This is a genomic window from Vibrio sp. 10N.286.51.C3, assembly GCF_003050065.1.
Classification (GTDB): Bacteria; Pseudomonadota; Gammaproteobacteria; order Enterobacterales; family Vibrionaceae; genus Vibrio; species Vibrio crassostreae.
The window spans coordinates 202,835-223,304 of record NZ_PIGC01000008.1; the positions used below are offsets into that span (position 1 = coordinate 202,835).

Below are 20,470 nucleotides of genomic sequence, written 5' to 3' on the forward strand. Positions count from 1 at the left end.
TTATAGCTTTTCCTAAGAAAACCTTAGGTTTAACATTATTAATATTAGTGAAAAGGCGGATTGCTCCAAATTCAACCATAGACCAGTTTGTAAATAATGCAGTGTCTTTTTATGACAACAAGGGATAGAAATATGACGAAAATCGCAATGTTAAGTACAGGTGAAGAAGTTCTTCATGGAGACATTGTAGATACAAACGCAGCTTGGATGTCTGGTGAGTTTTATCAGCATGGTTTTGCTCTTGCTAAGCGCTCAACTGTGGGTGATCAAATGAATGCTCTTGTTGAAGAACTGCTGATGCTGAGCTTTAACTATGATGTGGTTATCGTTAATGGTGGTCTAGGGCCGACAACCGATGATATGAGTGCAGCCGCCGCTGCAACTGCTTCAGAGCAGAAACTCGTCATGTTCCCTGAATGGCTGGCTCGTATGGAAGAGATGTTCTCAGGACGCGGTATGCCGATGCCTGACAGCAACCTTAAGCAAGCCTTGTTGCCAGCAAGCTCTGAGATTGTCGATAACCCTGTCGGTACTGCATGTGGCTTCAAGCTGAAAATCAACGATGCGACTTTCTATTTCACGCCGGGTGTACCGAGTGAGTTCAAACGTATGGTGACGTTTGAGATTCTTCCTGACTTGTCGCGTACCTACCCTCAAGTGGTTGCCTCTGAATGCAGTCGACTGTTTACGTTTGGTTTGTCTGAATCGGGTATCTCGGATGTGTTAGACCAGCTTAAGCTGCCAGAAGGTTATGAGTTGGGTTATCGCTCTTATTTGCCTTTCATTGAGGTCAAACTGTTTGGTCCTAAGGCAGACTTAGAAACTCGCGTTAAGCTTCTGCAAATGGTGTACAAGCTGCTAGAGAGTAACGTAGTCAGCGTTGATGAGCCGATGATTGACCATATTGGGCATATCATGGCAGAGAGAAAGAAAACCTTGTCTGTATCTGAAGTGTCGACCAAAGGTGCGCTTTCAGCTTGGCTACAATCGAATGAGCAGCTTGAAGATTGCTTTGGGCATTCTTGGGTGATGGCTGAACCCAAAGAGAGTGAGCTTGAAAAGAGCGATCCATTAGCCGCCACCTTTGCTCTGGCTGGCGCAACAAGAGAGAAGTGCGAAACCGAATTGGCTTTGGTGACTGGTAAGTTAGAAGGCAACACATTCAGCGTTGCATTGTCGACTGAAGCAGGCGAGTGGGGGCAGGTACTTGAGTTTTATCGTCAGTACTCGCGTGAAGACCAACGCAACGTGATTAAGACCGTTGCCGCCGATATGCTGAGAAGGCATCTAGACAACAAACCGATGTTTGGTACTTACTCTTCGGTTAAGCGATTGAAAGACATGTTTATTCCAGCGGCTATCATTAAGTAACTATGTAAGCGAAATCGCAAAGTCTGTACTAAAAACGCTAGAAAAAACGCAATAAAAAGGCCCAACATCTAAATAGGTGTTGGGCCTTTTGTTTATCTAGCCTTCTAGATAACTAAACAAGCAGCGACTTTTACACGTAACTCATGTCTGTAAGAACTTGATTACAAACCGCTTGTCATATGTAAGCTGTAGAACAAACCACGGCCGATTAACTCTGAAGCCAAGAACAATACTAGTGCTAAGCCAAGGTTCACTGGGTTCACTTTTGCTTTGTTCAGCATAGGTAGAATCCAAATCAACAAGCTTGCCATTAGCAGTGCCACTTGAAGAATCACATAGCTACCTAAACCATCGACTAACTCAGACGCTTTTGCTGCTGAAGTTTGGATCTCACCGATTAGGTTCAGTTTTCCTACTGTTGCAAGCAAGCTGATAGCAACTGCGATAACAGCCAGCATGGTGATGTTACGGTCAACCGTAAAGCGGCTGTCGTTTGCGAACACAATCACGAGCTGAGACAGCAGCAAGCCACCCACAACCATCGTCATGATGAAGCTTAGTGGTGTGTAGATGTTGTCCCATGTCGGTACTGTATTGATCATGTATACGTTGATCATCGCGTACATGAAGATAACACCCAGCACCATAGCGCCGACCACCAGTGCTTTTTGGATAGCTACGCCACCTTTCTTAACCACAGACAATAGCCATTGCAGGCCGCCTACTGCGAAGAATGCCGCACCGAAGAACACTTCGTTAGACAACCAAGCCGAGCCTAGTTGGTTAAAGGCATTAAACGCGCGCAGTGGAGAACCCAGGTGCGTTGTCGAGAACATGAAGCCAAGACCCATGAATGCCCACAGAATGAACATTGGAACCTTATAGCTGTTTAGTTTCTCTTCATCGTGACCAAGTACCAGTGCACGAGCACCAATCAGTAAGTAACCACCAACCGCAGTTTGCGCCAGCACCGTAAAGAAGATTAAAGACCACTCATGAAAAATCATCTTACACCTCCTTCGGGTTTGCTAGGTGACCACTGGTATCGCCAGTAGGCTTCGCGTTTTTGTTCAGCTTAATCACGATGTTTGGCAGTGTTTCGGTTGAAGATGGCAGTGGCGCCACATCTGCACCAGAGCCGTACTTCTCGCGAAGCGTATTGATTTCACCAAACTCCAATGCACGAAGTGGGCAAGACTCAACACAGATAGGCTGTTTGCCTTCTGAAACACGTTGGTAGCAACCATCGCACTTGGTCATGTGACCTTTCTTAGCATTGTATTGTGGTGCGCCGTAAGGACACGCATTGCTACAGTGCTGACAACCAATACACACACTTTCGTCAACCACAACCAAGCCGTCTTCATCACGTTTGTGCATTGCACCCGAAGGACACACTTTCACACACGCAGGGTTAGTACAGTGGTTACAAGCGATAGACAGGTAGTAAGAGAAAACATCTTTCTGAACCCAGGTATCGCCATCTTGAGTGAAGCCACCACCTGCGTATTCGTATACGCGACGGTAGTTCGTTTTGATGTCGAGATCGTTATAATCTTTACAAGCAAGCTGACAGGTTTTACAACCCGTGCATTTACTTGAATCAATGTAAAAGCCGTATTGTTTCATTCCAACCTACCTTATGCTTTCTTTAGCGCTTTGATTTGAACTAGGTTTGTATGCTGAGGGTTACCCTTAGCAAGTGGGCTCGGGCGCTGAGTGGTCAGCACGTTGATAGAGCCTGCATGGTCGATCTTCTGACCATCTGGTGCGTACCATGCACCTTCGCCTAGCGCGACAACTCGAGGAAGGATCCTTGGTGTCACTTTCGCTGGAATGTGTACTTCGCCACGGTCGTTGAAAATACTCACCATGTCGCCGTTTTCGATACCACGTTCTTTCGCATCAATTGGGTTGATCCACAACTCTTGCGGTGCTGCTGCTTTGATTTCTGCAACGTTGCCGTAAGTCGAGTGAGTACGAGCCTTATAGTGGAAACCAGTTAGCTGAAGTGGGTACTTCTCTGCTAGTGGGTCGTTGTGGCCTTCAAAAGAATCGGCGTAAATCGGAAGAGGGTGAATCACTTCGTCTTCTTTCAATTTCCAAGTCTTCGCGATATCAGCCAGTTGCTCTGAGTAGATCTCGATCTTGCCACTTGGTGTGGTCAGTGGATTCGCTTCAGGATCTTTGCGGAAATCTTCGTAAGCGATGTAGTGGTGGTCATAGCTACGTTTGTAGATACCCAGCTCTTTCATCTCTTCGAAGGTTGGCAGTGTTGGATCGTTCTTACGAGTTTCAGCGTAAAGATGCTCAATCCATTGCTCTTGAGTACGGCCTTCTGTGAATTCTTTTTCTACGCCCATGCGTTTCGCCAGTTGAGAACACATCTCGTAGATAGATTTCGCTTCGAACTGAGGCTCGATCGCTTTTTGCGCGTAGATGAAGTAAGGCATGTTCGATGCTTTACCATCCATACACCAGTCGTCTTGCTCTGACGTCGTTAAGTCTGGCAGGATGATATCGGCGTATTTCGCAGAAGAAGTCATATGGTTATCAACCACGACAATCATTTCACACGCACTTTCATCTTGAAGAATCGCGTGAGTCTTGTTGATGTCTGAGTGTTGGTTGATGATGCAGTTACCTGCATAGTTCCAGATCATCTTGATTGGGTTTTTAAGGCGCTCTGCACCGCGAACACCATCAGTGATGTCGGTCATTTCATGGTGACGGTAAATCGCATCTGTCCACATGAACATTGAAATTGACGTTTCAACTGGGTTTGGCACAGTAGGGAAGCGAACAAACGGAATGTTGATGTCACTTTCACGAGCACCTGTTGAACCACCTGATACACCCACAGAACCAGTGAGTAGCGACAGCATCGAGATTGCACGACAAGCTAGTTCACCGTTCGCTGTACGTTGTAGGCCCCAACCTTGGTGGATTGCACATGGTTTTGCTGTGCCCATTTCACGGCCAAGCTTAACGATAGTATCAACTGGAATGCCTGTGATCTTAGAGGCCCATTCAGGTGTCTTCTCTACGCCATCTTCACCTAAACCTAAGATGTAAGATTTGTAGTCGCTGTTTTTAGGCGCTGATGCAGGCAGAGTCTTCTCGTCGTAACCTACGCAGTATTTGTCTAGGAACGGTTGGTCGACAAGGTCTTCAGTGATCATCACGTGTGCAAGACCTGCTACCAATGCAGCATCAGTTGAAGGACGAATTGGAATCCATTGATCTTCACGACCACCTGCAGTATCGGTGTAGCGAGGGTCGATGATGATCGTTCTTGCGTTCGATTTGTTTTTGCTTTCTACGTAGTGGTGGATCAGACCGCCGCCAGACATACGAGTCTCAGCAGGGTTGTTACCAAATTGGATATTAAGCTTTGTGTTCTCTAGGTCAGAGAAAGAGTTGTTGTTTGCCCAACCACCGTAGGTGTAGCTCAAGCCTTTCGCGATTTGCGCTGTTGAGTAGTCACCGTAATGGTTTAGGTAACCACCACTTAGGTTCATTAGACGAGCAATCAGCGTTTGTGCTGGTGGCCAAGATTTAGTAACCGTACCGCCAAGGGTGCCTGTACCATAGTTTAGGTAGATAGTGTCGTTACCGTAGTCTTTGATAAGGCGTTGCATAGTACCAGCGACTTCATCATAAGCCTCTTCCCAGCTAATGCGTTTAAATTTGCCTTCACCACGTTTACCAACACGTTTCATTGGGTATTTCAGGCGATCTGGGTTGTAAACACGGCGGCGCATAGAGCGACCACGTAGACACGCACGAACTTGGTGATGACCATATTCGTCAGTACCTGTGTTGTCTGTTTCTACGTATTTGATTTCACCGTTTTGTACATGCATACGTAAAGGGCAGCGAGAGCCACAGTTTACAGTACATGCACTCCATACGATTTTCTCATCCACATTCTCAGCAACTGCAGCCGCTACTGGTTTGGATTTGAAAGGTAAAGCGATACCGCCCGCGAGTGCGGCTGCACTACCTACCGCAGAAGAAGCTTTCATGAAGCCTCTTCGAGTAAGGTTCATTACCCCAGATTCTTTCTTATTCGTCATTCTAAGATGCCTATTGTTATTGATGTATAGCACTTTATAGGTAGTTTTGTTTTTGTCTTTTAATATTTAAATATTGATTGATAGGTATCAAATAAGTATGAAATTTAAATCTTATGAATTGAATGTATAAATTAGATCAAAGAATGGAATGGTTTAATTAATATAATTATCTTTAAAACCTATTACGGTATAAATAATAATGATTATCGATACGCACAAACTGTTGGGTTCGCTATTTTATAAAGCGATAAATAAAGAACAGTTGTTAACCATTGTCGAAGCCTTGGTTGAGAGTGAAGTTCTATCAGAAGAATGTCTGCTGGCACTGAGAAGTGAGCAGGAAATCGCCTTGTCTGCGGAATTTAGTCGCTTGTTTGAAGGCGTTGGAGACATGCCAGCTCCACCTTGGGGCTCTGTATACCTAGATAAAGACCGTGTTGTATTCGGCGCGTCGACTGTGGAATATCGCCAATTCTTAGAATTGAATCAAATTGAGTTAGACACTGGATTAAGAGAGCCAGAGGATCAGTTTGGTTTAATGCTATTCGCCCATGCATATTTGTTAGAAAATAATAATATCAATTCAGCTAATGAATTACTTGAGTGTCATTTATTACCTTGGTCTTCTGTTTATTTGGATAAATTAAATACAGCATCAGATTTATCATTTTATAAGCAGCTATCAAGTGATGTAATAGATTGGTTTAAGTATTTAACATCTGAATATAATTTAAACGTTGCTACTAAAAAGTTATATATCGACTAATGTCTGAACAAATAAATTCAAATAGACGCGGTTTCTTAACTCGACTTTCTAAACCGGTTAAAGCAGCCGCGAATTACGAAGAGATCTCACAGCGCTTGCATTCAAGACCGCCAAGAGCGGTTGATGAGGTGCTGTTTGAGCGTCTTTGCGAAGGTTGTGGGCTGTGTGAGCAAGCGTGTCCGAATAGCGTTATTGAGATGTTAGAGGGAAGTGCACTGCTGAATTTGGATTACAATAGTTGTTCTATGTGTAACAAATGCACTGAAGTGTGTACGACTGGCGCACTTCATCCAACGGTCACACCTTATATCGACCTCAAGCCAAGCTTTGCCGATACCTGTAACAATTACATGCAAATGGATTGCTCAGCATGCCAAACTGCGTGTTCAGCAGGTGCGCTACACATCGAAGTAGGAGAGTTGCCTACAGTGGATAAAGATAAGTGTAATGGTTGTGGAGAGTGCCGAAGCGCTTGTTATATTGGCTCGGTGACTCTAAACCTGACTCAGCAATAAACGTTTGGTTAGGTGGTTGAGAACTTAAGACACGAATAGAAAAAGGGTCCGCATTCCTAAAGGAAGCGGACCCTTTTTAATTCTTATTGACGATATTCGAACAAGGTGACTTAAAGCCAGTTGGCTTATGCGCGTTTTTGCTTGCTTCTATGAATAACGTTACTCAGCGATAGCTCAGTCTTTGCTTTACAGATACAAGGCAATATTTCATTACCTTGCGTGTAAGCCATAGCAAAACCAACGTACTCGACCTCACCAGAATCCAACGTGCAGCGGCAAGCGCCACAGTGGCCATCTCGGCAGTTGTATTCTGGCTCTAACCCAGCTTGTTCCATTGATTCCAACAGAGTGTTTGAAGGGTTAGATTCAATTGAAGTCAGCTTGTTGATTTTGATTGTTGGCATTACAGCTCAAATCCTTCAAAGTCGTCAGCTTTTACTTCGTTGTCGATCTGACCAACTAGGTAAGAACTGATTTCTGCTTCTTGTGGAGCAACTTGCACGTTGTCTGAAGACAACCAAGCGTTAATCCATGGAATTGGGTTCGATGTTGCTTCTGGGTAAGCGGTACCTAGACCAACAGCCTGCATACGAATATTGGTAATGTACTCAACGTATTGGCAAAGAATGTCTTTATTCAGACCAATCATAGAGCCGTCTTTGAATAGGTACTCTGCCCACTCTTTTTCTTGCTCAGCCGCTTCTTTGAATAGGTCGAAACATTCTTGTTTACACTCTTCAGCGATCTGCATGAATTCGAAATCATCTTGACCGTTGCGTAACAAGTTGATCATGTGCTGCGTACCAGTAAGGTGAAGTGCTTCATCACGAGCGATTAGCTTGATGATCTTCGCGTTACCTTCCATTAGCTCACGCTCAGCGAATGCAAATGAACATGCGAAACTTACGTAGAAACGAATCGCTTCTAGTGCGTTTACAGACATTAGACATAGGTAAAGTTTCTTCTTCAGATCGTGAAGTGAAATCTTAACGTCTTCGCCGTTGATGCTGTGGTTGCCTTCACCGTAGCGGTGGTAGTCAGCCGTCAGCTTGATTAGGTCGTCGTAGTAGAAAGCGATGTCTTTAGCACGCTTCAGGATCTCTTCGTTTTCAACGATGTCGTCGAATACTACGCCTGGATCATTCACGATGTTACGAATGATGTGCGTGTAAGAACGAGAGTGAATCGTTTCTGAGAAAGACCATGTCTCAATCCAAGTTTCTACTTCAGGTAGTGATACCAATGGAAGTAGGGCAACGTTAGGGCTGCGACCTTGGATAGAATCTAGAAGCGTTTGGTACTTCAAGTTAGAGATGAAGATGTGCTTTTCATGCTCAGGAAGCTTGTTGTAGTCGATACGGTCGCTAGACACGTCTACTTCTTCTGGTCGCCAGAAGAAAGAAAGCTGCTTCTCGATAAGCTTTTCGAAGATTTCGAATTTTTGTTGGTCGTAACGTGCAACGTTTACCGACTGACCCAAGAACATTGGTTCTTTTAGTTGGTCATTTTTTTGCTGAGAAAAAGTACTGTAAGCCATAAATGCCTCAAATCCTTTAAAGACCCATAATAAAACGGACCCTGTTAATGCTTTAAACCCAGAGAAGATAACTCTTCTCTGGGGTCTTAATGTTTATTGCGGTTTAGATCTTACAACCGCCGCCTTCACAATCTTCTTCCGGCACTTGAACTGCATCGCCTTGGTCGTCTTTAGCACCATCACGAGTGTTATGGTAGTAAAGCGTCTTAACACCGTACTTGTACGCTGTTAGTAGGTCTTGAAGCAGCTTCTTCATTGGTACTTTACCGCTGTCGTAAACACTTGGGTCATAGTTAGTGTTTGCAGAGATAGCTTGGTCAACGAATTTTTGCATGATACCTACTAGGTGTAGGTAACCGTCGTTAGAACCAATGTTCCAAAGTAGCTGGTAGTTTTCTTTTAGATTTAGGAAATCTGGAACAACTTGCTTCAGGATGCCGTCTTTCGATGCTTTCACTGATACGTAACCACGTGGTGGCTCGATACCGTTAGTCGCGTTCGAGATTTGAGACGATGTCTCAGAAGGCATAAGCGCTGTTAGCGTAGAGTTACGCAGACCGTGCTCCATGATCTCTTCACGTAGAGAATCCCAATCGTAGTGCAATGGCTCTTCACATACTAAGTCGATATCTTTCTTGTAAGTATCGATTGGCAGTAGGCCTTTCGCGTAGTTGGTCTCGTGGAAAGATGGGCAACGACCTTGCTCTTTCGCTAGTTCAACAGATGCTTTTAGCAAGTGGTATTGAATCGCTTCAAAAGTACGGTGAGTCAGGCCATTGGCGCTGCCATCAGAGTACTTAACACCATTCTTCGCTAGGTAGTATGCGTAGTTGATTACACCCACACCTAGAGTACGACGGTTCATTGTCGACTTGTATGCGGCTGGAAGCGGGTAGTCTTGGTAATCAAGAAGTGCATCTAGTGCACGAACAACCAGTTCAGAAAGCTCTGCTAGGTCGTCTAGTTCATTGATTGCGCCAAGGTTGAATGCTGAAAGCGTACAAAGTGCAATTTCGCCTTCGTCATCTTCTACGTTAGAAAGCGGCTTAGTTGGTAGCGCGATTTCTAGACATAGGTTCGATTGACGAACAGGTGCAACTTCAGAATCAAACGGGCTGTGTGTATTACAGTGGTCAACGTTCTGAATGTAGATACGACCAGTAGAAGCACGCTCTTGCATTAGCAGAGAGAACAGCTCAACAGCTTTTACTGTTTCACGCTTTACTGATGGATCGTTTTCGAACTTAACGTATAGCTCTTCAAAACGGTCTTGGTTTTCGAAGAACGCATCGTAAAGGCCAGGTACGTCAGAAGGTGAGAACAGGCTGATGTTGCCACCTTGAACAAGACGAGAGTACATAAGCTTGTTCAGCTGTACGCCGTAGTCCATGTGACGAACACGGTTCTCTTCAACGCCGCGGTTGTTTTTCAGTACTAATAGAGACTGAACTTCACCGTGCCATAGTGGGTAGAACACTGTTGCTGCGCCACCACGAACACCACCTTGAGAACAACATTTTACTGCTGTTTGGAAGTATTTGTAGAAAGGGATACAGCCAGTGTGGAACGCTTCACCATTACGGATTTCAGAACCAAGCGCACGGATACGACCTGCGTTGATACCAATACCAGCACGTTGAGATACGTAACGAACAATTGAGCTTGCTGTTGCGTTGATAGAATCAAGGCTGTCACCACACTCGATCAGTACACAAGAACTGAATTGACGAGTAGGCGTACGTACACCAGACATGATCGGTGTAGGTAGAGAAATCTTAAACGTAGACGATGCGTCGTAAAAACGTTTGATGTAGTCAAGACGAGTCGATTTCGGGTACTTAGCGAATAAACACGCAGCAACTAAAATGTAAAGGAACTGAGCACTCTCGTAGATTTCTTTCGTTACACGGTTTTGCACGAAGTATTTACCTTCGAGCTGCTTAACCGCTGCGTAAGAGAAGTCTAAGTCACGTTTGTGGTCGATGTACTCGTCAAGCTCGTCAAACTCAGCTTTCGTGTAGTCTTCCATAAGGTGGCTATCGTATTTACCCATATCAACCAGTTTTGCAACGTGGTCATACAGTGCCGGCGGCTCGTATTCGCCGTACGCTTTTTTACGTAGGTGGAATACAGACAGACGTGCTGCTAGATATTGGTAATCAGGAGTCTCTTCAGAGATTAAATCCGCTGCCGACTTGATGATAGTCTCATGAATGTCAGTAGTGGTGATGCCATCGTAAAACTGAATGTGAGCTTTCAATTCTACTTGTGATACAGAAACATTGTGCAAGCCTTCAGCTGCCCATGTAATCACGCGATGGATCTTCTCTAGATCGATCGTTTCTTTGCGCCCGTTACGCTTGGTAACAGTAAGTTGTTGGTTCATTCTGCTTAATTTCCCTAACAAAACTGAACAAGGCCGTGTTTTTGTGTATTTCTGTGTAACTTTTGTAAATTACGTTTCGGCTTTGTGATCTTGGTCTACCCATATATTGTAGTTCAAACACAACATATAGGGGTCATTTGTTTGTTGGGTTACAAGATAGTGCTACAACTGATATTTTTCAAGGTAAAGAAATTGGGTTGCTTGTGGATAAGTGGTGGATTGAAAAAAAACTGTAAGTGACCACTAACTGATGAGGTTAGATGTGACTTGATTGTATAAAAGTCGGCTTTTAATGATGCTTTATTTTTGCACGCCCATAAAAAAAAATCCCTTGATCTTTGACCAAAATATGCGATGGATTTTGGGCGATTAAATTTAAATCGAGGTGGTCAAAATGGAAGCTAGCGCACGAAATTTAGACTGAAAAAAGTCGCAAACTTATGGTAATTGCAACTCTTTTCATTCGTCTTTTTTACAAAAGGTTTTACGGTAGGGCTACCGATATTTTTTAGCCGAAGTTTTGCGTGTGGACGATGTAGTTTACGTCTACATTTGTGCCTAAACGGTAAGTGTCCGTAAGAGGGTTGTAGTGCAGTCCTGTAATCCCTAATTCTTGCAGCGGCGTGTTATCAACCATCTTGATAAGTTCAGCAGGGCGAATGAATTTCTCGTGTTCATGAGTGCCTTCAGGAACAATCTTCAATAGCTTCTCTGCACCAACAATCGCAAACAAGTAAGATTTGAAGTTACGGTTCAATGTAGAAAAGAACACGTGGCCGCCCGGTTTCACCAATTTCGAACAGGCCGTGATAACAGATTGCGGATCAGGAACGTGTTCAAGCATTTCCATGCACGTTACCACATCGTACGTCTGTGGGTTCTGGTCTGCGTGGTCTTCGATAGTGCTCTGGATGTAATCGAGCTTGGTGCCAGTTTCCAATGCGTGAAGGCGCGCTACTTCTAGCGGCTCTTTACCCATGTCTAGGCCAGTCACTATCGCACCTTCAACCGCCATGCTTTCTGCAAGAATACCGCCGCCGCAGCCAACATCGAGGACTTTCTTGCCAAACAGGCCTTCCGTCTTCTCTAACACGTAATTTAGGCGCAGTGGGTTGATTTGATGTAGCGGCTTAAATTCGCCTTCTAGATCCCACCAGCGTGACGCCATGTCTTCGAATTTCTTGATTTCTGCTGGGTCTACGTTCTGTGATTTAGTCATAATCGGCATTTCCAAGTTAAATAATGCATCCATGAAATTGCAGGCATTATAACTTGCCTTTTCGCGCTGACCAGAAGATCTACAATTTTGCTAGTTTATTGGATGTAAAGTGACCATGTTTCAGCAAGATATGATGCGGAGGTGCAATTTCTCATCAATTGATTGGCTACAAGGGTCACAAGATGGTAAAAGGAGAGGGAAAGTGATGCCTCCGTAGGTAAATTTGTGTTATATTTTTCGGTCTTATACGTATTCAAAAATACGATCTGACTATAGAGGGAAAATGGCTCTATGAGCGATCTAGCGAAAGAGATCACGCCCGTAAATATTGAAGATGAGCTTAGAGGTTCATACCTAGACTACGCGATGTCCGTCATCGTTGGTCGTGCCCTTCCAGATGTGCGTGATGGCCTAAAACCTGTACACCGCCGCGTTTTGTTCGCGATGAATGTACTAGGTAATGATTGGAACAAACCATATAAAAAGTCTGCTCGTGTAGTAGGCGATGTAATCGGTAAATATCACCCGCATGGTGATAGCGCGGTATACGATACAATTGTTCGTATGGCTCAACCGTTCTCGCTGCGTTACATGCTAGTTGATGGCCAAGGTAACTTTGGTTCTATCGATGGCGACTCCGCGGCTGCAATGCGTTATACCGAAGTTCGTATGGCGAAAATTGCGCACGAGCTACTGGCTGACCTTGATAAGGAAACTGTGGATTACGTACCGAACTACGATGGTACAGAACAAATTCCAGCAGTACTTCCTACAAAAATTCCTAACCTATTGGTAAACGGTGCTTCTGGTATCGCAGTAGGTATGGCTACCAACATTCCACCACATAACCTTGGTGAAGTTGTTGATGGCTGTTTGGCTTACATCAATAATGAAGAGATCACTATTGATGAGCTAATGGACTACATTCCTGGTCCTGACTTCCCAACAGCAGCACTTATCAGTGGTCGCAAAGGCATCGTTGATGCTTATAAGACTGGCCGCGGTAAGGTTTACATGCGTTCAAAAGCGGATATTGAAGTAGAGAAGAATGGTAAAGAAACCATTATCGTTACTGAAATCCCTTACCAAGTAAACAAAGCTCGTTTGATCGAGAAGATTGCTGAACTGGTTAAAGATAAGAAAGTAGAAGGCATCAGTGCACTACGTGACGAGTCTGATAAAGACGGTATGCGTATTGTTATTGAATGTAAGCGTGATGCAGTAGGCGAAGTGGTTCTTAACAACCTATACGCTCAAACTCAACTGCAAACGACTTTCGGTATCAACATGGTTGCGTTGAACAACGGTCAACCACAGTTGTTCAACATCAAAGACATGCTTAAGTGCTTCGTAGACCACCGTCGCGAAGTTGTTACACGTCGTACTATCTTCGAACTGAAGAAAGCGCGCGATCGTGCACACATCCTTGAAGCGTTGTCTCTAGCACTTGCTAACATCGACGAAATCATTGAGCTTATTCGTAACGCTCCAACACCAGCTGAAGCAAAAGCTGGCTTAGTTGCACGCGGTTGGGATCTTGGTAACGTTGCTTCAATGCTTGAGCGTGCTGGTACTGATGCGGCTCGTCCTGATTGGTTGGAAGACCAATACGGCATCCGCGATGGCCAATACTTCCTAACGGAAACACAAGCACAAGCTATTCTAGAACTTCGTCTTCACCGCCTAACTGGTCTTGAGCACGAGAAGATTCTAGACGAGTACAAAGCACTTCTAGAAGAAATCGCTGAGCTAATGCACATTCTTGCAAGCACTGAGCGTTTGATGGAAGTTATCCGTGAAGAACTTGAAGCGGTACGTGAAATCTATGGCGACGAGCGTCGTACAGAAATCACAGCGGCAGTTCATGACATCGACATGGAAGAGCTGATTGCTCAAGAAGACGTTGTAGTAACGCTTTCTAACGCAGGTTACGTTAAATACCAAATCCTAAGCGACTACGAATCTCAACGTCGTGGTGGTAAAGGTAAGAGTGCAACTAAGATGAAAGATGAGGATTACATTGAGCGTCTGCTTGTTGCTAATACTCACGATAACATCCTATGTTTCTCTACTCGTGGTAAGACATACCGTCTGAAAGTTTACCAACTACCATTAGCAAGTCGTACTGCTCGTGGTAAGCCTATCGTGAACATTCTTCCTCTAGAAGAAGGTGAACGTATTACGGCTATCCTGCCTGTTTCTGAGTTCTCTAACGAGAAATTCATCTTCATGGCAACGGGTGACGGTACAGTTAAGAAGACATCACTGGATCAATTCGCAAACGTACGTGCTAACGGCCTAATCGCTGTTAACCTACGTGACGACGATTCACTGATTGGCGTTGACATCACTAACGGTGATAGCGACATCATGCTGTTCTCTAAATCGGGCAAAGTTGTTCGCTTTAACGAGGACAAAGTACGCGCAATGGGCCGTACTGCCTCTGGTGTTCGTGGTATGAAGCTTCCTGAAGACGATCAAGTGGTTTCACTGATTGTTCCTTCTAACGAAGGCGATATCCTAACTGTGACTCAAAATGGTTACGGTAAGCGTACTGAGCTAGCTGAATACCCAACGAAAGGCCGTGCAACGCAAGGTGTAGTATCTATCAAAGTCTCTGAACGTAATGGCCCAGTTGTTGGCGCTGTTCAAGTTGAAGAAGGCGATGAAATGATGATGATCACTGACGCAGGTACGCTAGTACGTACTCGCGTTGCGGAAGTTAGCCAAGTTGGTCGTAACACTCAAGGTGTAACACTGATTCGTACTGCTGAAGACGAGAATGTTGTAGGTCTACAACGTATCGACGAAGTAGAAGAAGCTGAGATTGTAGAAGGCGAAGCTGAAGAAGCAAATGCTGAAACTATCAACGCTGAAGTTGCTGAATCAAGTGAAGAGCAAGCATCAGATGCTTCTGACTCTGAAAGTGATAGCGAGCAAGATACTGAGTAATCTCGATTACGTTAAGTAATTAAGCTTACCATTGAAAAAACCGAGCCTAAGTGCTCGGTTTTTTATTGTCTGCTCGTTTATTCTGATTGGCGTAAATCCTAATAGCTAAGTCTCGATCAATATTGCCTGATAGGGAAAGTGTTAAACTTAAAGGGTTGATAAAGGAGTGTGGAATGGACATCTGGTTGTTGGTTGCGTTAGTACTAATGAGCCTGTTTTTGATCGTGGTCGTTATTGCCGCGAGCGACAATGGTAGTCATCTAAAAGGCAATGTGGTGATTTCCCTTACTGCAGTGGCTCTGAGTGTGCTTGTCTGGTCTCAAATGAAACAGGACACACCCCAACTTCCTTTGGATGATAGCAATGGTTACACGGCAACAGATTTCGAAGGTGAGCTTCAACAAAGCCTCAAACAAGATCCGAATCAATCCGATTTGTGGTTTAAGCTGGGTGGTGTGTATATGCAGAAAGGGGAGTTTGATGCAGCGTTCACCTGTTATGACTACGCGATTCGGTTGGATCCTCAAGCACCATCGGGCCTTTATGCGGCCAAAGCAACCGCACTTTATTACCTCAGCTCTCAAGCTATGAGTGATGAAGTGAATGCGTTATTGGATCACTCAATGGAGCTTGATCCCAATGATCGTACGGCATTGATGCTGATTGCGACCGATCATTTCATCAGCATGCGCTATCAACAAGCGATTGATGCGTGGACTCAAATCCTCGACTCCAATCAAAAGGGGATTGATCGCGTTTCGATTATTCACTCGATCAACCAAGCCAAACAGATGATCCGCTAAGCTTGGTCAATAGGCTGTTCTTCCTGATTAGCTTTTGAAGCTATTTGTCTTTGAAACGATTAGCCTTTGAAACGACTTACCTTTGAAGCGTTTAGCCTCTAAAGCCATTAATCTCTCAAGCTATTGGCTTTCTTGCATTTCTATTAACCCACCTGCGTTGTGGATTTGAGTAAATCCTTGAGCTCGCAAGAATTGATAGGCTTGTCCTGAACGATTACCACTGCGGCAATACAAAACGATCGGTTGGTCTTTATCTATCTTGGCGAAGTGAGTAGCGACTTCAGAAAGAGGGTAGTTGATGGCGTTGTCCAGATGCCCTTGTTCGAACTCTGCAGGTGTTCTGACATCAACCACTAATGCGCCTTTCTCTATTAATTCCCACCCTGTCTCAGCACGCTCAGAGGCGTAAACGCCTGAACTGAGTAGTGCGATACATAATGCTGAAAGTGAAAGTAAGGTTTTCATTATATATTCCTTGAATTGGCGAGTGGATTGGGGAGGAGATATTAATGTGTATTGCCCCAAACCTAAAAAACCAGCCACACAATAATAGTGTGACTGGTTTTTACGTAATGGTCTAATTGAAGAAACTAGTATTCGTAGCTGGCTTCACGCTTTTCAGCTTGCTCTTCCCATTTAGGAACAACTGTGTCTAAGAAGTGTTGTTTTTCAGCGTTCATCTTATCCATGTCCATTCCAAGCGCTTTTTGAGCCGCCTCTTTGGTTGAGATGTCTGGAATCTCGATTGGATCAGTGATGCCTTTCTTCGCCAGTAGACGAACAATCTTAGTACGAGCATCGGCTGCGCGGTCAACGGCAGTGCCTAGCACTTCTAGAGCGATTTCAGGTGCATGCATATGAACGCCGTGAGATGCAATAGCGTAGTCCCAACGCCATTGAGCGTGACGGATATCCAGTAGGATAGGCTCCATCTCTTGCTCTGTCGCACCTGCTTCCCATGCCGCGCCTGCTTCAAAGTGAGCGGCAACGATTTGTTTCTCAGCGGTCAGCTTCATGTTTAGCACTTGAGCTTTACGGCTTGAAACGATGTTACGCATGGTTTCTTTAGATTGAGTGTGACAGTTTGCACACGTATCTTCGAAGCGGTCGAATGGGTTACCCACTTTATGGTCGGTATAAACGGTGCCATCTTCTTTGGTCACTTTCGGCATATGACAGTCAACACAAGCAACTTTGTTTTTGCCGTGAATGCCTTCACGCCACGTTTCATAGCCAGGGTGCTGTGCTTTTAGCATTGGCGCTTTAGATACTTTGTGCGTCCAATCTTTAAAGCCGATTCCATCGTAATACTCTTCCATTTGCTCAACACGAGTCCCTTTGTCCCAAGGGAATTTCACGCCTTTTGTTGGCCCTGTGAAGTAGTATTCCACATGACATTGAGCACAAACGGAAGCTTGTTGATCTAAGCGACCTTGGTCTTCAAACTTCTTACCAATCGCATCGAACGCACGTTCAACATAAGGACGCGTCACCTTCAGTGCTGGCTCACCATTTTTAAAGCCTTCGCTTTGGGTATCGTGACAGTCGGCACAGCCAATAGGGTTCACAATCTCGTTGCCAAGACGTGCCCATTTACCTTCAAAGTAACCGTCTTCACCACGCTCTTCGATAACACGTGCTACGTCTGGGCTTTTACAGCTCCAGCACGCCATTGGCATAGGGCCAGAGTTTTCGTCCGTTGGGCCGCCAGTACGAAGTGTTTGTCGTACATCGTCAATCGCATAAAAGTGACCACGTGCCTTGTTGTAATCTTTTGCGAAGCCGTAGCCAGCCCACATGATAACCATGTTGGGATCTTCTTTTAGTGCGTCTTCAATGGTTTCGCTTTCTGAAGTCTGTCTCCATGAATGATATTGATCTGGGTGGTTTTGCTCGAACTGGTCGTTACGAGGGTCGCCAATTTCTTTTTGTTCAGACGCAGCAAAACTGGTTGCGCTTGCTAGTGATGCGCTAACCATTAATAGTGCTGTGACCGAATTACGTATCCAATGCTTTTTCACAGTGATATCTCCAATATACTGATTCTTATACCAAGCGTTGTGAGTTTGCTATTCAAATTAAGAACTGGAGAATTCCTGTTTATATTAATTCATAAACAAACACATTTTGTTACGTGTTGGATATAGCTTGTCTTAGATCAATTAATGGTAGTGACTTCAATCACGTTGAAGTTTATATAACCCTAAAGGGGTACTACTGGGTAGGGATATTAAAGTTCAATTGATAATTATTATCATATATAACAATCAATTACCTAGATTGACCATGATATAAATAGGGTGATTGCGTTCACAGATTAACCCATTCAAATTTCGTATTACCCAATTCGAGGTATATTCTAACTATAGAAAGCGTTGTGGCTTATCCAAAATAAGAATTGATATCATTTAAGCGGTAATAATATCGTTTAAGGGTACTTTTGTTTAACCGGAATATTATTTAGTTGAGAGTTAAATAATGCCGGTATAAGGAAAGGATAAAATGGGCAATATTAAATTGGCCATAGTCATAATGCTTAAATCCCTTCTAGCATTCTGCCTCTATGGTTATTCCATTCATGCTGTTGCTGAGCCTGCTGTTACGCCAGTAGGAGAATCAACAAGACATGAAGTCGAATTAATACGTGACAAAGACTACAAGTGTGTTCAATGCCATAAAGATTCAAAAGAAACGGTATTGGGTTCACATGGTGAAAGTGCACACGCTTTACTTGGTCGTGAAGTAAATTGTACCGACTGTCATAGTTCTATTAGCCCCGATCACCGTGAAGGTGCACCTGAAGTGGTGAAGTATCGCGCGGCTCAATCACAACCGGGAACCGAGAAGGTTTTCCTAGACCCTAGCTTAATTTTAGATGCCAATAGCCAATGTATAGATTGTCACAAACCGGATGATCTGCGCGAAGCGAGTTGGACCCACGATGTTCACGCGCAAAACTTAACGTGTTCAAACTGTCATGATGTTCATGCGACTGAAGCAAAGGTGTTGGGCTTAGATAAAAAGCAAACCATCAAGCTGTGTGTGGATTGCCATTCAGACTTCAACCAGAAGAAAGAAGAGGAGTAATCTATGAGCTGCTCAAGAAGAAACTTTTTAGCTGGCGCTGGTGCCGTTATTTTTACTACAAGTGTTGCGGGAACGGCGGCGGTAACAAGCCGTAAAACGCTAGCCAATGTTCAAGAGGACGGGGCTAAACGTTATGGAATGATTCATGACGAGACCGCGTGTATTGGTTGCACCGCTTGTACAGAAGCATGTCGTGAAGTAAACAAAGTGCCTGAAGGCGTGTCGCGCTTAGAAATTATTAAGAGCGAACCCCAAGGCGAATATCCAAATGTTGATTACCGTTTTACTCGTAACTCTTGCCAACATTGTGATAATGCACCCTGCGTGATGGTTTGCCCAACAGGCGCGGCCTACAAAGATGAAAAAACTGGCATCGTTGATGTGCATAAAGAGAAGTGTGTCGGTTGTGGTTACTGTTTGTTAGCGTGCCCGTATCAAGTGCGCTTCTTCCACCCTGAGAATAAATCGGCTGATAAATGTAACTTCTGTCGTGATACCAACCTTGCACAAGGGAAGCTGCCTGCTTGTGTCGAATCTTGCCCGACCAAGGCGCTAGTATTTGGCGATCTAAATGACCCTAAGAGTGAGATAAACCAGGTGCTTAAATCTGAGGTGGTTTACAGGGATAAAGCTTATCTAGGCACTCAGCCAAAACTCTACAAAGTGCCACACCAAAAAGGGGAGATTTGATTATGAGTGCATGGGACACAGCTTTTCAGTCTGGTACTGTGGTATGGGACTGGATTATAGCAATCTATCTATTTCTCGCGGGGATGTCGGCAGGTGCCGTAATGATCTCCATTTACCTAAAACGTAAGGTCATTGAAGGCGATCCTGCTCATAATGGGGTGTTAAAGGCCACGGCTTTTCTCGCGCCATTCGGGATCATTTCAGGTCTGCTTATCTTGGTTTTCCACCTGACAAAACCGTTATCCTTTTGGAAGATCATGATCTTCTATAACCCAACGTCTGTGATGTCGATGGGTGTGATCTTATTCCAAGTGTATATGGTGATCCTATTCCTTTGGATCGGCATTATATTCCGAGATCAAATTGTCGTGTTCTTGAATGACCAAGCTTGGTTAAAAGGGCGACTCGATTTTGTCGGTAACTGGATTGGCAAATTGGAAGTGTTTGAGAATGCTTTGGAAATCTTCTTAGCTGTTCTTGCTCTGATGCTTGCCGCTTATACCGGATTCTTGTTGTCAGCTTTGAATACTTTCCCACTATTGAATAACCCAGTGTTGCCGATTTTGTTCTTATTCTCAAGCTTATCCTCAGGAGCGGCGGCGTGTATTTTATTTGGTGTGTTGGTCTTTAAGGAATCACCTCATAGCCCGAGTATTTCATGGATCCACGGATTCGAACGTCCGGTCGTGATGTTTGAGTTGTTTGTTCTTATTACTTTCTTTACTGGGCTTATCTTCGCTGGTGGTCAAAGTGAGCAAGCAGTATGGAACGCAATTGGCAGTGGTTTCTGGGCGAGTTGGTTCTGGTACGGCGTCATCGGTGTCGGCATGGTTTTACCGTTGTTGCTGAATGCAGTGACACCAACCTCAATCCGCCATAGCTCGGTGTATATTTTTTCAGTGACTTCGCTAAGCCTAATGGGTGTATTAATGCTGCGAACGTTTGTCCTTTACGCAGGGCAGTTAACGATAGCTTAATTTTGCTCAAGTAAGCAGATGTTGGATACTGGTCATCTGCTTACTTGGTTCCTGTTTATTGGAACAGTATAAGCGAACAATTGTTTAA

At 44.4% G+C, this 20,470-nt stretch carries 17 protein-coding genes; 8 read left to right on the top strand and 9 right to left on the bottom strand.

The genetic code is table 11. The features are described from left to right. The first annotated feature begins 132 nt into the window (after positions 1-132). Positions 133-1,371, top strand: a complete 1,239-nt coding sequence (locus CWO27_RS11155) for a CinA family nicotinamide mononucleotide deamidase-related protein (RefSeq protein ID WP_102432888.1) — start codon at positions 133-135, stop codon at positions 1,369-1,371. Between the two features lie 161 nt (positions 1,372-1,532). Here CWO27_RS11155 and CWO27_RS11160 read toward each other — a convergent pair whose 3' ends face one another. Genes CWO27_RS11160 through CWO27_RS11170 form a run of 3 tightly spaced genes read right to left on the bottom strand, consistent with a single transcriptional unit; the run spans position 1,533 to position 5,450 of the window. Beyond that, a complete protein-coding gene (locus tag CWO27_RS11160; protein ID WP_107898965.1) occupies positions 1,533-2,378 on the bottom strand; it encodes a dimethyl sulfoxide reductase anchor subunit family protein in 846 nt (281 codons plus the stop codon). A 1-nt stretch (position 2,379) separates the two neighbouring features. After that, on the bottom strand, positions 2,380-3,000 hold the full coding sequence (locus tag CWO27_RS11165) for a DMSO/selenate family reductase complex B subunit (RefSeq protein ID WP_004733360.1): 621 nt from the start codon (positions 2,998-3,000) through the stop codon (positions 2,380-2,382). An 11-nt stretch (positions 3,001-3,011) separates the two neighbouring features. Beyond that, on the bottom strand, positions 3,012-5,450 hold the full coding sequence (locus tag CWO27_RS11170; RefSeq protein WP_102478573.1) for a DmsA/YnfE/YnfF family dimethyl sulfoxide reductase: 2,439 nt from the start codon (positions 5,448-5,450) through the stop codon (positions 3,012-3,014). A gap of 199 nt (positions 5,451-5,649) precedes the next feature. On the opposite strand from CWO27_RS11170, the gene CWO27_RS11175 reads away from it, so the two are divergent. After that, positions 5,650-6,216, top strand: a complete 567-nt coding sequence (locus tag CWO27_RS11175; RefSeq protein WP_107898966.1) for a molecular chaperone TorD family protein — start codon at positions 5,650-5,652, stop codon at positions 6,214-6,216. After that, positions 6,216-6,731 carry a ferredoxin-type protein NapF gene (gene napF, locus CWO27_RS11180; protein WP_102431256.1) on the top strand — a complete coding sequence of 172 codons (516 nt, stop codon included), beginning with the start codon at positions 6,216-6,218 and terminating at the stop codon, positions 6,729-6,731. The genes CWO27_RS11175 and napF overlap by 1 nt, the downstream gene beginning before the upstream one ends. Positions 6,732-6,856: 125 nt before the next feature. On the opposite strand, the gene yfaE is transcribed toward napF, so the two are convergent. The 4 genes from yfaE to ubiG all read right to left on the bottom strand — a co-directional run bounded on the left by yfaE (position 6,857) and on the right by ubiG (position 11,906). After that, complete coding sequence (gene yfaE / locus CWO27_RS11185) at positions 6,857-7,135, bottom strand: class I ribonucleotide reductase maintenance protein YfaE (RefSeq protein WP_048664729.1); 279 nt, start codon at positions 7,133-7,135, stop codon at positions 6,857-6,859. After that, positions 7,135-8,268, bottom strand: a complete 1,134-nt coding sequence (gene nrdB / locus CWO27_RS11190) for a class Ia ribonucleoside-diphosphate reductase subunit beta (RefSeq protein ID WP_048664730.1) — start codon at positions 8,266-8,268, stop codon at positions 7,135-7,137. Before nrdB ends, yfaE begins: the two co-directional genes overlap by 1 nt. 103 nt (positions 8,269-8,371) lie before the next feature. Beyond that, a complete protein-coding gene (nrdA, locus tag CWO27_RS11195; protein ID WP_102431255.1) occupies positions 8,372-10,654 on the bottom strand; it encodes a class 1a ribonucleoside-diphosphate reductase subunit alpha in 2,283 nt (760 codons plus the stop codon). A gap of 508 nt (positions 10,655-11,162) precedes the next feature. Continuing rightward, entirely contained in the window at positions 11,163-11,906 is a 744-nt protein-coding gene (gene ubiG, locus CWO27_RS11200; protein ID WP_019821739.1) for a bifunctional 2-polyprenyl-6-hydroxyphenol methylase/3-demethylubiquinol 3-O-methyltransferase UbiG, read from the bottom strand. Positions 11,907-12,164: 258 nt separating this feature from the next. On the opposite strand from ubiG, the gene gyrA reads away from it, so the two are divergent. Together gyrA and CWO27_RS11210 are read left to right on the top strand one after the other, a co-directional pair. Then, positions 12,165-14,825, top strand: coding sequence for a DNA topoisomerase (ATP-hydrolyzing) subunit A (gyrA, locus tag CWO27_RS11205; RefSeq protein WP_102431254.1), 2,661 nt, complete (start codon positions 12,165-12,167; stop codon positions 14,823-14,825). A 173-nt stretch (positions 14,826-14,998) separates the two neighbouring features. After that, complete coding sequence (locus tag CWO27_RS11210; protein ID WP_107898967.1) at positions 14,999-15,628, top strand: TPR domain-containing protein; 630 nt, start codon at positions 14,999-15,001, stop codon at positions 15,626-15,628. Positions 15,629-15,748: 120 nt separating this feature from the next. Here CWO27_RS11210 and CWO27_RS11215 read toward each other — a convergent pair whose 3' ends face one another. Together CWO27_RS11215 and nrfA are read right to left on the bottom strand one after the other, a co-directional pair. Next, positions 15,749-16,093 (bottom strand): rhodanese-like domain-containing protein, encoded by a 345-nt coding sequence (locus tag CWO27_RS11215; protein ID WP_102431252.1) that lies wholly within the window; start codon positions 16,091-16,093, stop codon positions 15,749-15,751. Positions 16,094-16,218: 125 nt separating this feature from the next. Then, positions 16,219-17,649: an ammonia-forming nitrite reductase cytochrome c552 subunit gene (gene nrfA / locus CWO27_RS11220; RefSeq protein ID WP_170960826.1), complete on the bottom strand. Its 1,431-nt coding sequence runs from the start codon at positions 17,647-17,649 to the stop codon at positions 16,219-16,221. Positions 17,650-18,130: 481 nt separating this feature from the next. Here nrfA and nrfB point away from each other — a divergent pair, with 481 nt between their 5' ends. Genes nrfB through nrfD form a run of 3 tightly spaced genes read left to right on the top strand, consistent with a single transcriptional unit; the run spans position 18,131 to position 20,382 of the window. Continuing rightward, complete coding sequence (gene nrfB / locus CWO27_RS11225; protein WP_017101427.1) at positions 18,131-18,715, top strand: cytochrome c nitrite reductase pentaheme subunit; 585 nt, start codon at positions 18,131-18,133, stop codon at positions 18,713-18,715. 3 nt (positions 18,716-18,718) lie between these two features. After that, a complete protein-coding gene (gene nrfC / locus CWO27_RS11230; protein ID WP_048659577.1) occupies positions 18,719-19,405 on the top strand; it encodes a cytochrome c nitrite reductase Fe-S protein in 687 nt (228 codons plus the stop codon). Between the two features lie 2 nt (positions 19,406-19,407). Further along, on the top strand, positions 19,408-20,382 hold the full coding sequence (nrfD, locus tag CWO27_RS11235) for a cytochrome c nitrite reductase subunit NrfD (RefSeq protein ID WP_048607198.1): 975 nt from the start codon (positions 19,408-19,410) through the stop codon (positions 20,380-20,382). The last annotated feature ends 88 nt before the right edge of the window (positions 20,383-20,470 follow it).

What these genes read in the sequence shown, in the direction of transcription:
- CWO27_RS11160 (WP_107898965.1), bottom strand. Translation starts at nt 2,378, where the DNA reads ATGATTTTTCATGAGTGGTCTTTAATCTTCTTTACGGTGCTGGCGCAA.
- nrfC (WP_048659577.1), top strand. Translation starts at nt 18,719, where the DNA reads ATGAGCTGCTCAAGAAGAAACTTTTTAGCTGGCGCTGGTGCCGTTATT.
- CWO27_RS11210 (WP_107898967.1), top strand. Translation starts at nt 14,999, where the DNA reads ATGGACATCTGGTTGTTGGTTGCGTTAGTACTAATGAGCCTGTTTTTG.
- nrdA (WP_102431255.1), bottom strand. Translation starts at nt 10,654, where the DNA reads ATGAACCAACAACTTACTGTTACCAAGCGTAACGGGCGCAAAGAAACG.
- nrdB (WP_048664730.1), bottom strand. Translation starts at nt 8,268, where the DNA reads ATGGCTTACAGTACTTTTTCTCAGCAAAAAAATGACCAACTAAAAGAA.
- yfaE (WP_048664729.1), bottom strand. Translation starts at nt 7,135, where the DNA reads ATGCCAACAATCAAAATCAACAAGCTGACTTCAATTGAATCTAACCCT.
- ubiG (WP_019821739.1), bottom strand. Translation starts at nt 11,906, where the DNA reads ATGGATGCATTATTTAACTTGGAAATGCCGATTATGACTAAATCACAG.
- CWO27_RS11175 (WP_107898966.1), top strand. Translation starts at nt 5,650, where the DNA reads ATGATTATCGATACGCACAAACTGTTGGGTTCGCTATTTTATAAAGCG.
- CWO27_RS11215 (WP_102431252.1), bottom strand. Translation starts at nt 16,093, where the DNA reads ATGAAAACCTTACTTTCACTTTCAGCATTATGTATCGCACTACTCAGT.
- CWO27_RS11165 (WP_004733360.1), bottom strand. Translation starts at nt 3,000, where the DNA reads ATGAAACAATACGGCTTTTACATTGATTCAAGTAAATGCACGGGTTGT.
- nrfB (WP_017101427.1), top strand. Translation starts at nt 18,131, where the DNA reads ATGGGCAATATTAAATTGGCCATAGTCATAATGCTTAAATCCCTTCTA.
- CWO27_RS11155 (WP_102432888.1), top strand. Translation starts at nt 133, where the DNA reads ATGACGAAAATCGCAATGTTAAGTACAGGTGAAGAAGTTCTTCATGGA.
- napF (WP_102431256.1), top strand. Translation starts at nt 6,216, where the DNA reads ATGTCTGAACAAATAAATTCAAATAGACGCGGTTTCTTAACTCGACTT.
- CWO27_RS11170 (WP_102478573.1), bottom strand. Translation starts at nt 5,450, where the DNA reads ATGACGAATAAGAAAGAATCTGGGGTAATGAACCTTACTCGAAGAGGC.
- nrfD (WP_048607198.1), top strand. Translation starts at nt 19,408, where the DNA reads ATGAGTGCATGGGACACAGCTTTTCAGTCTGGTACTGTGGTATGGGAC.
- gyrA (WP_102431254.1), top strand. Translation starts at nt 12,165, where the DNA reads ATGAGCGATCTAGCGAAAGAGATCACGCCCGTAAATATTGAAGATGAG.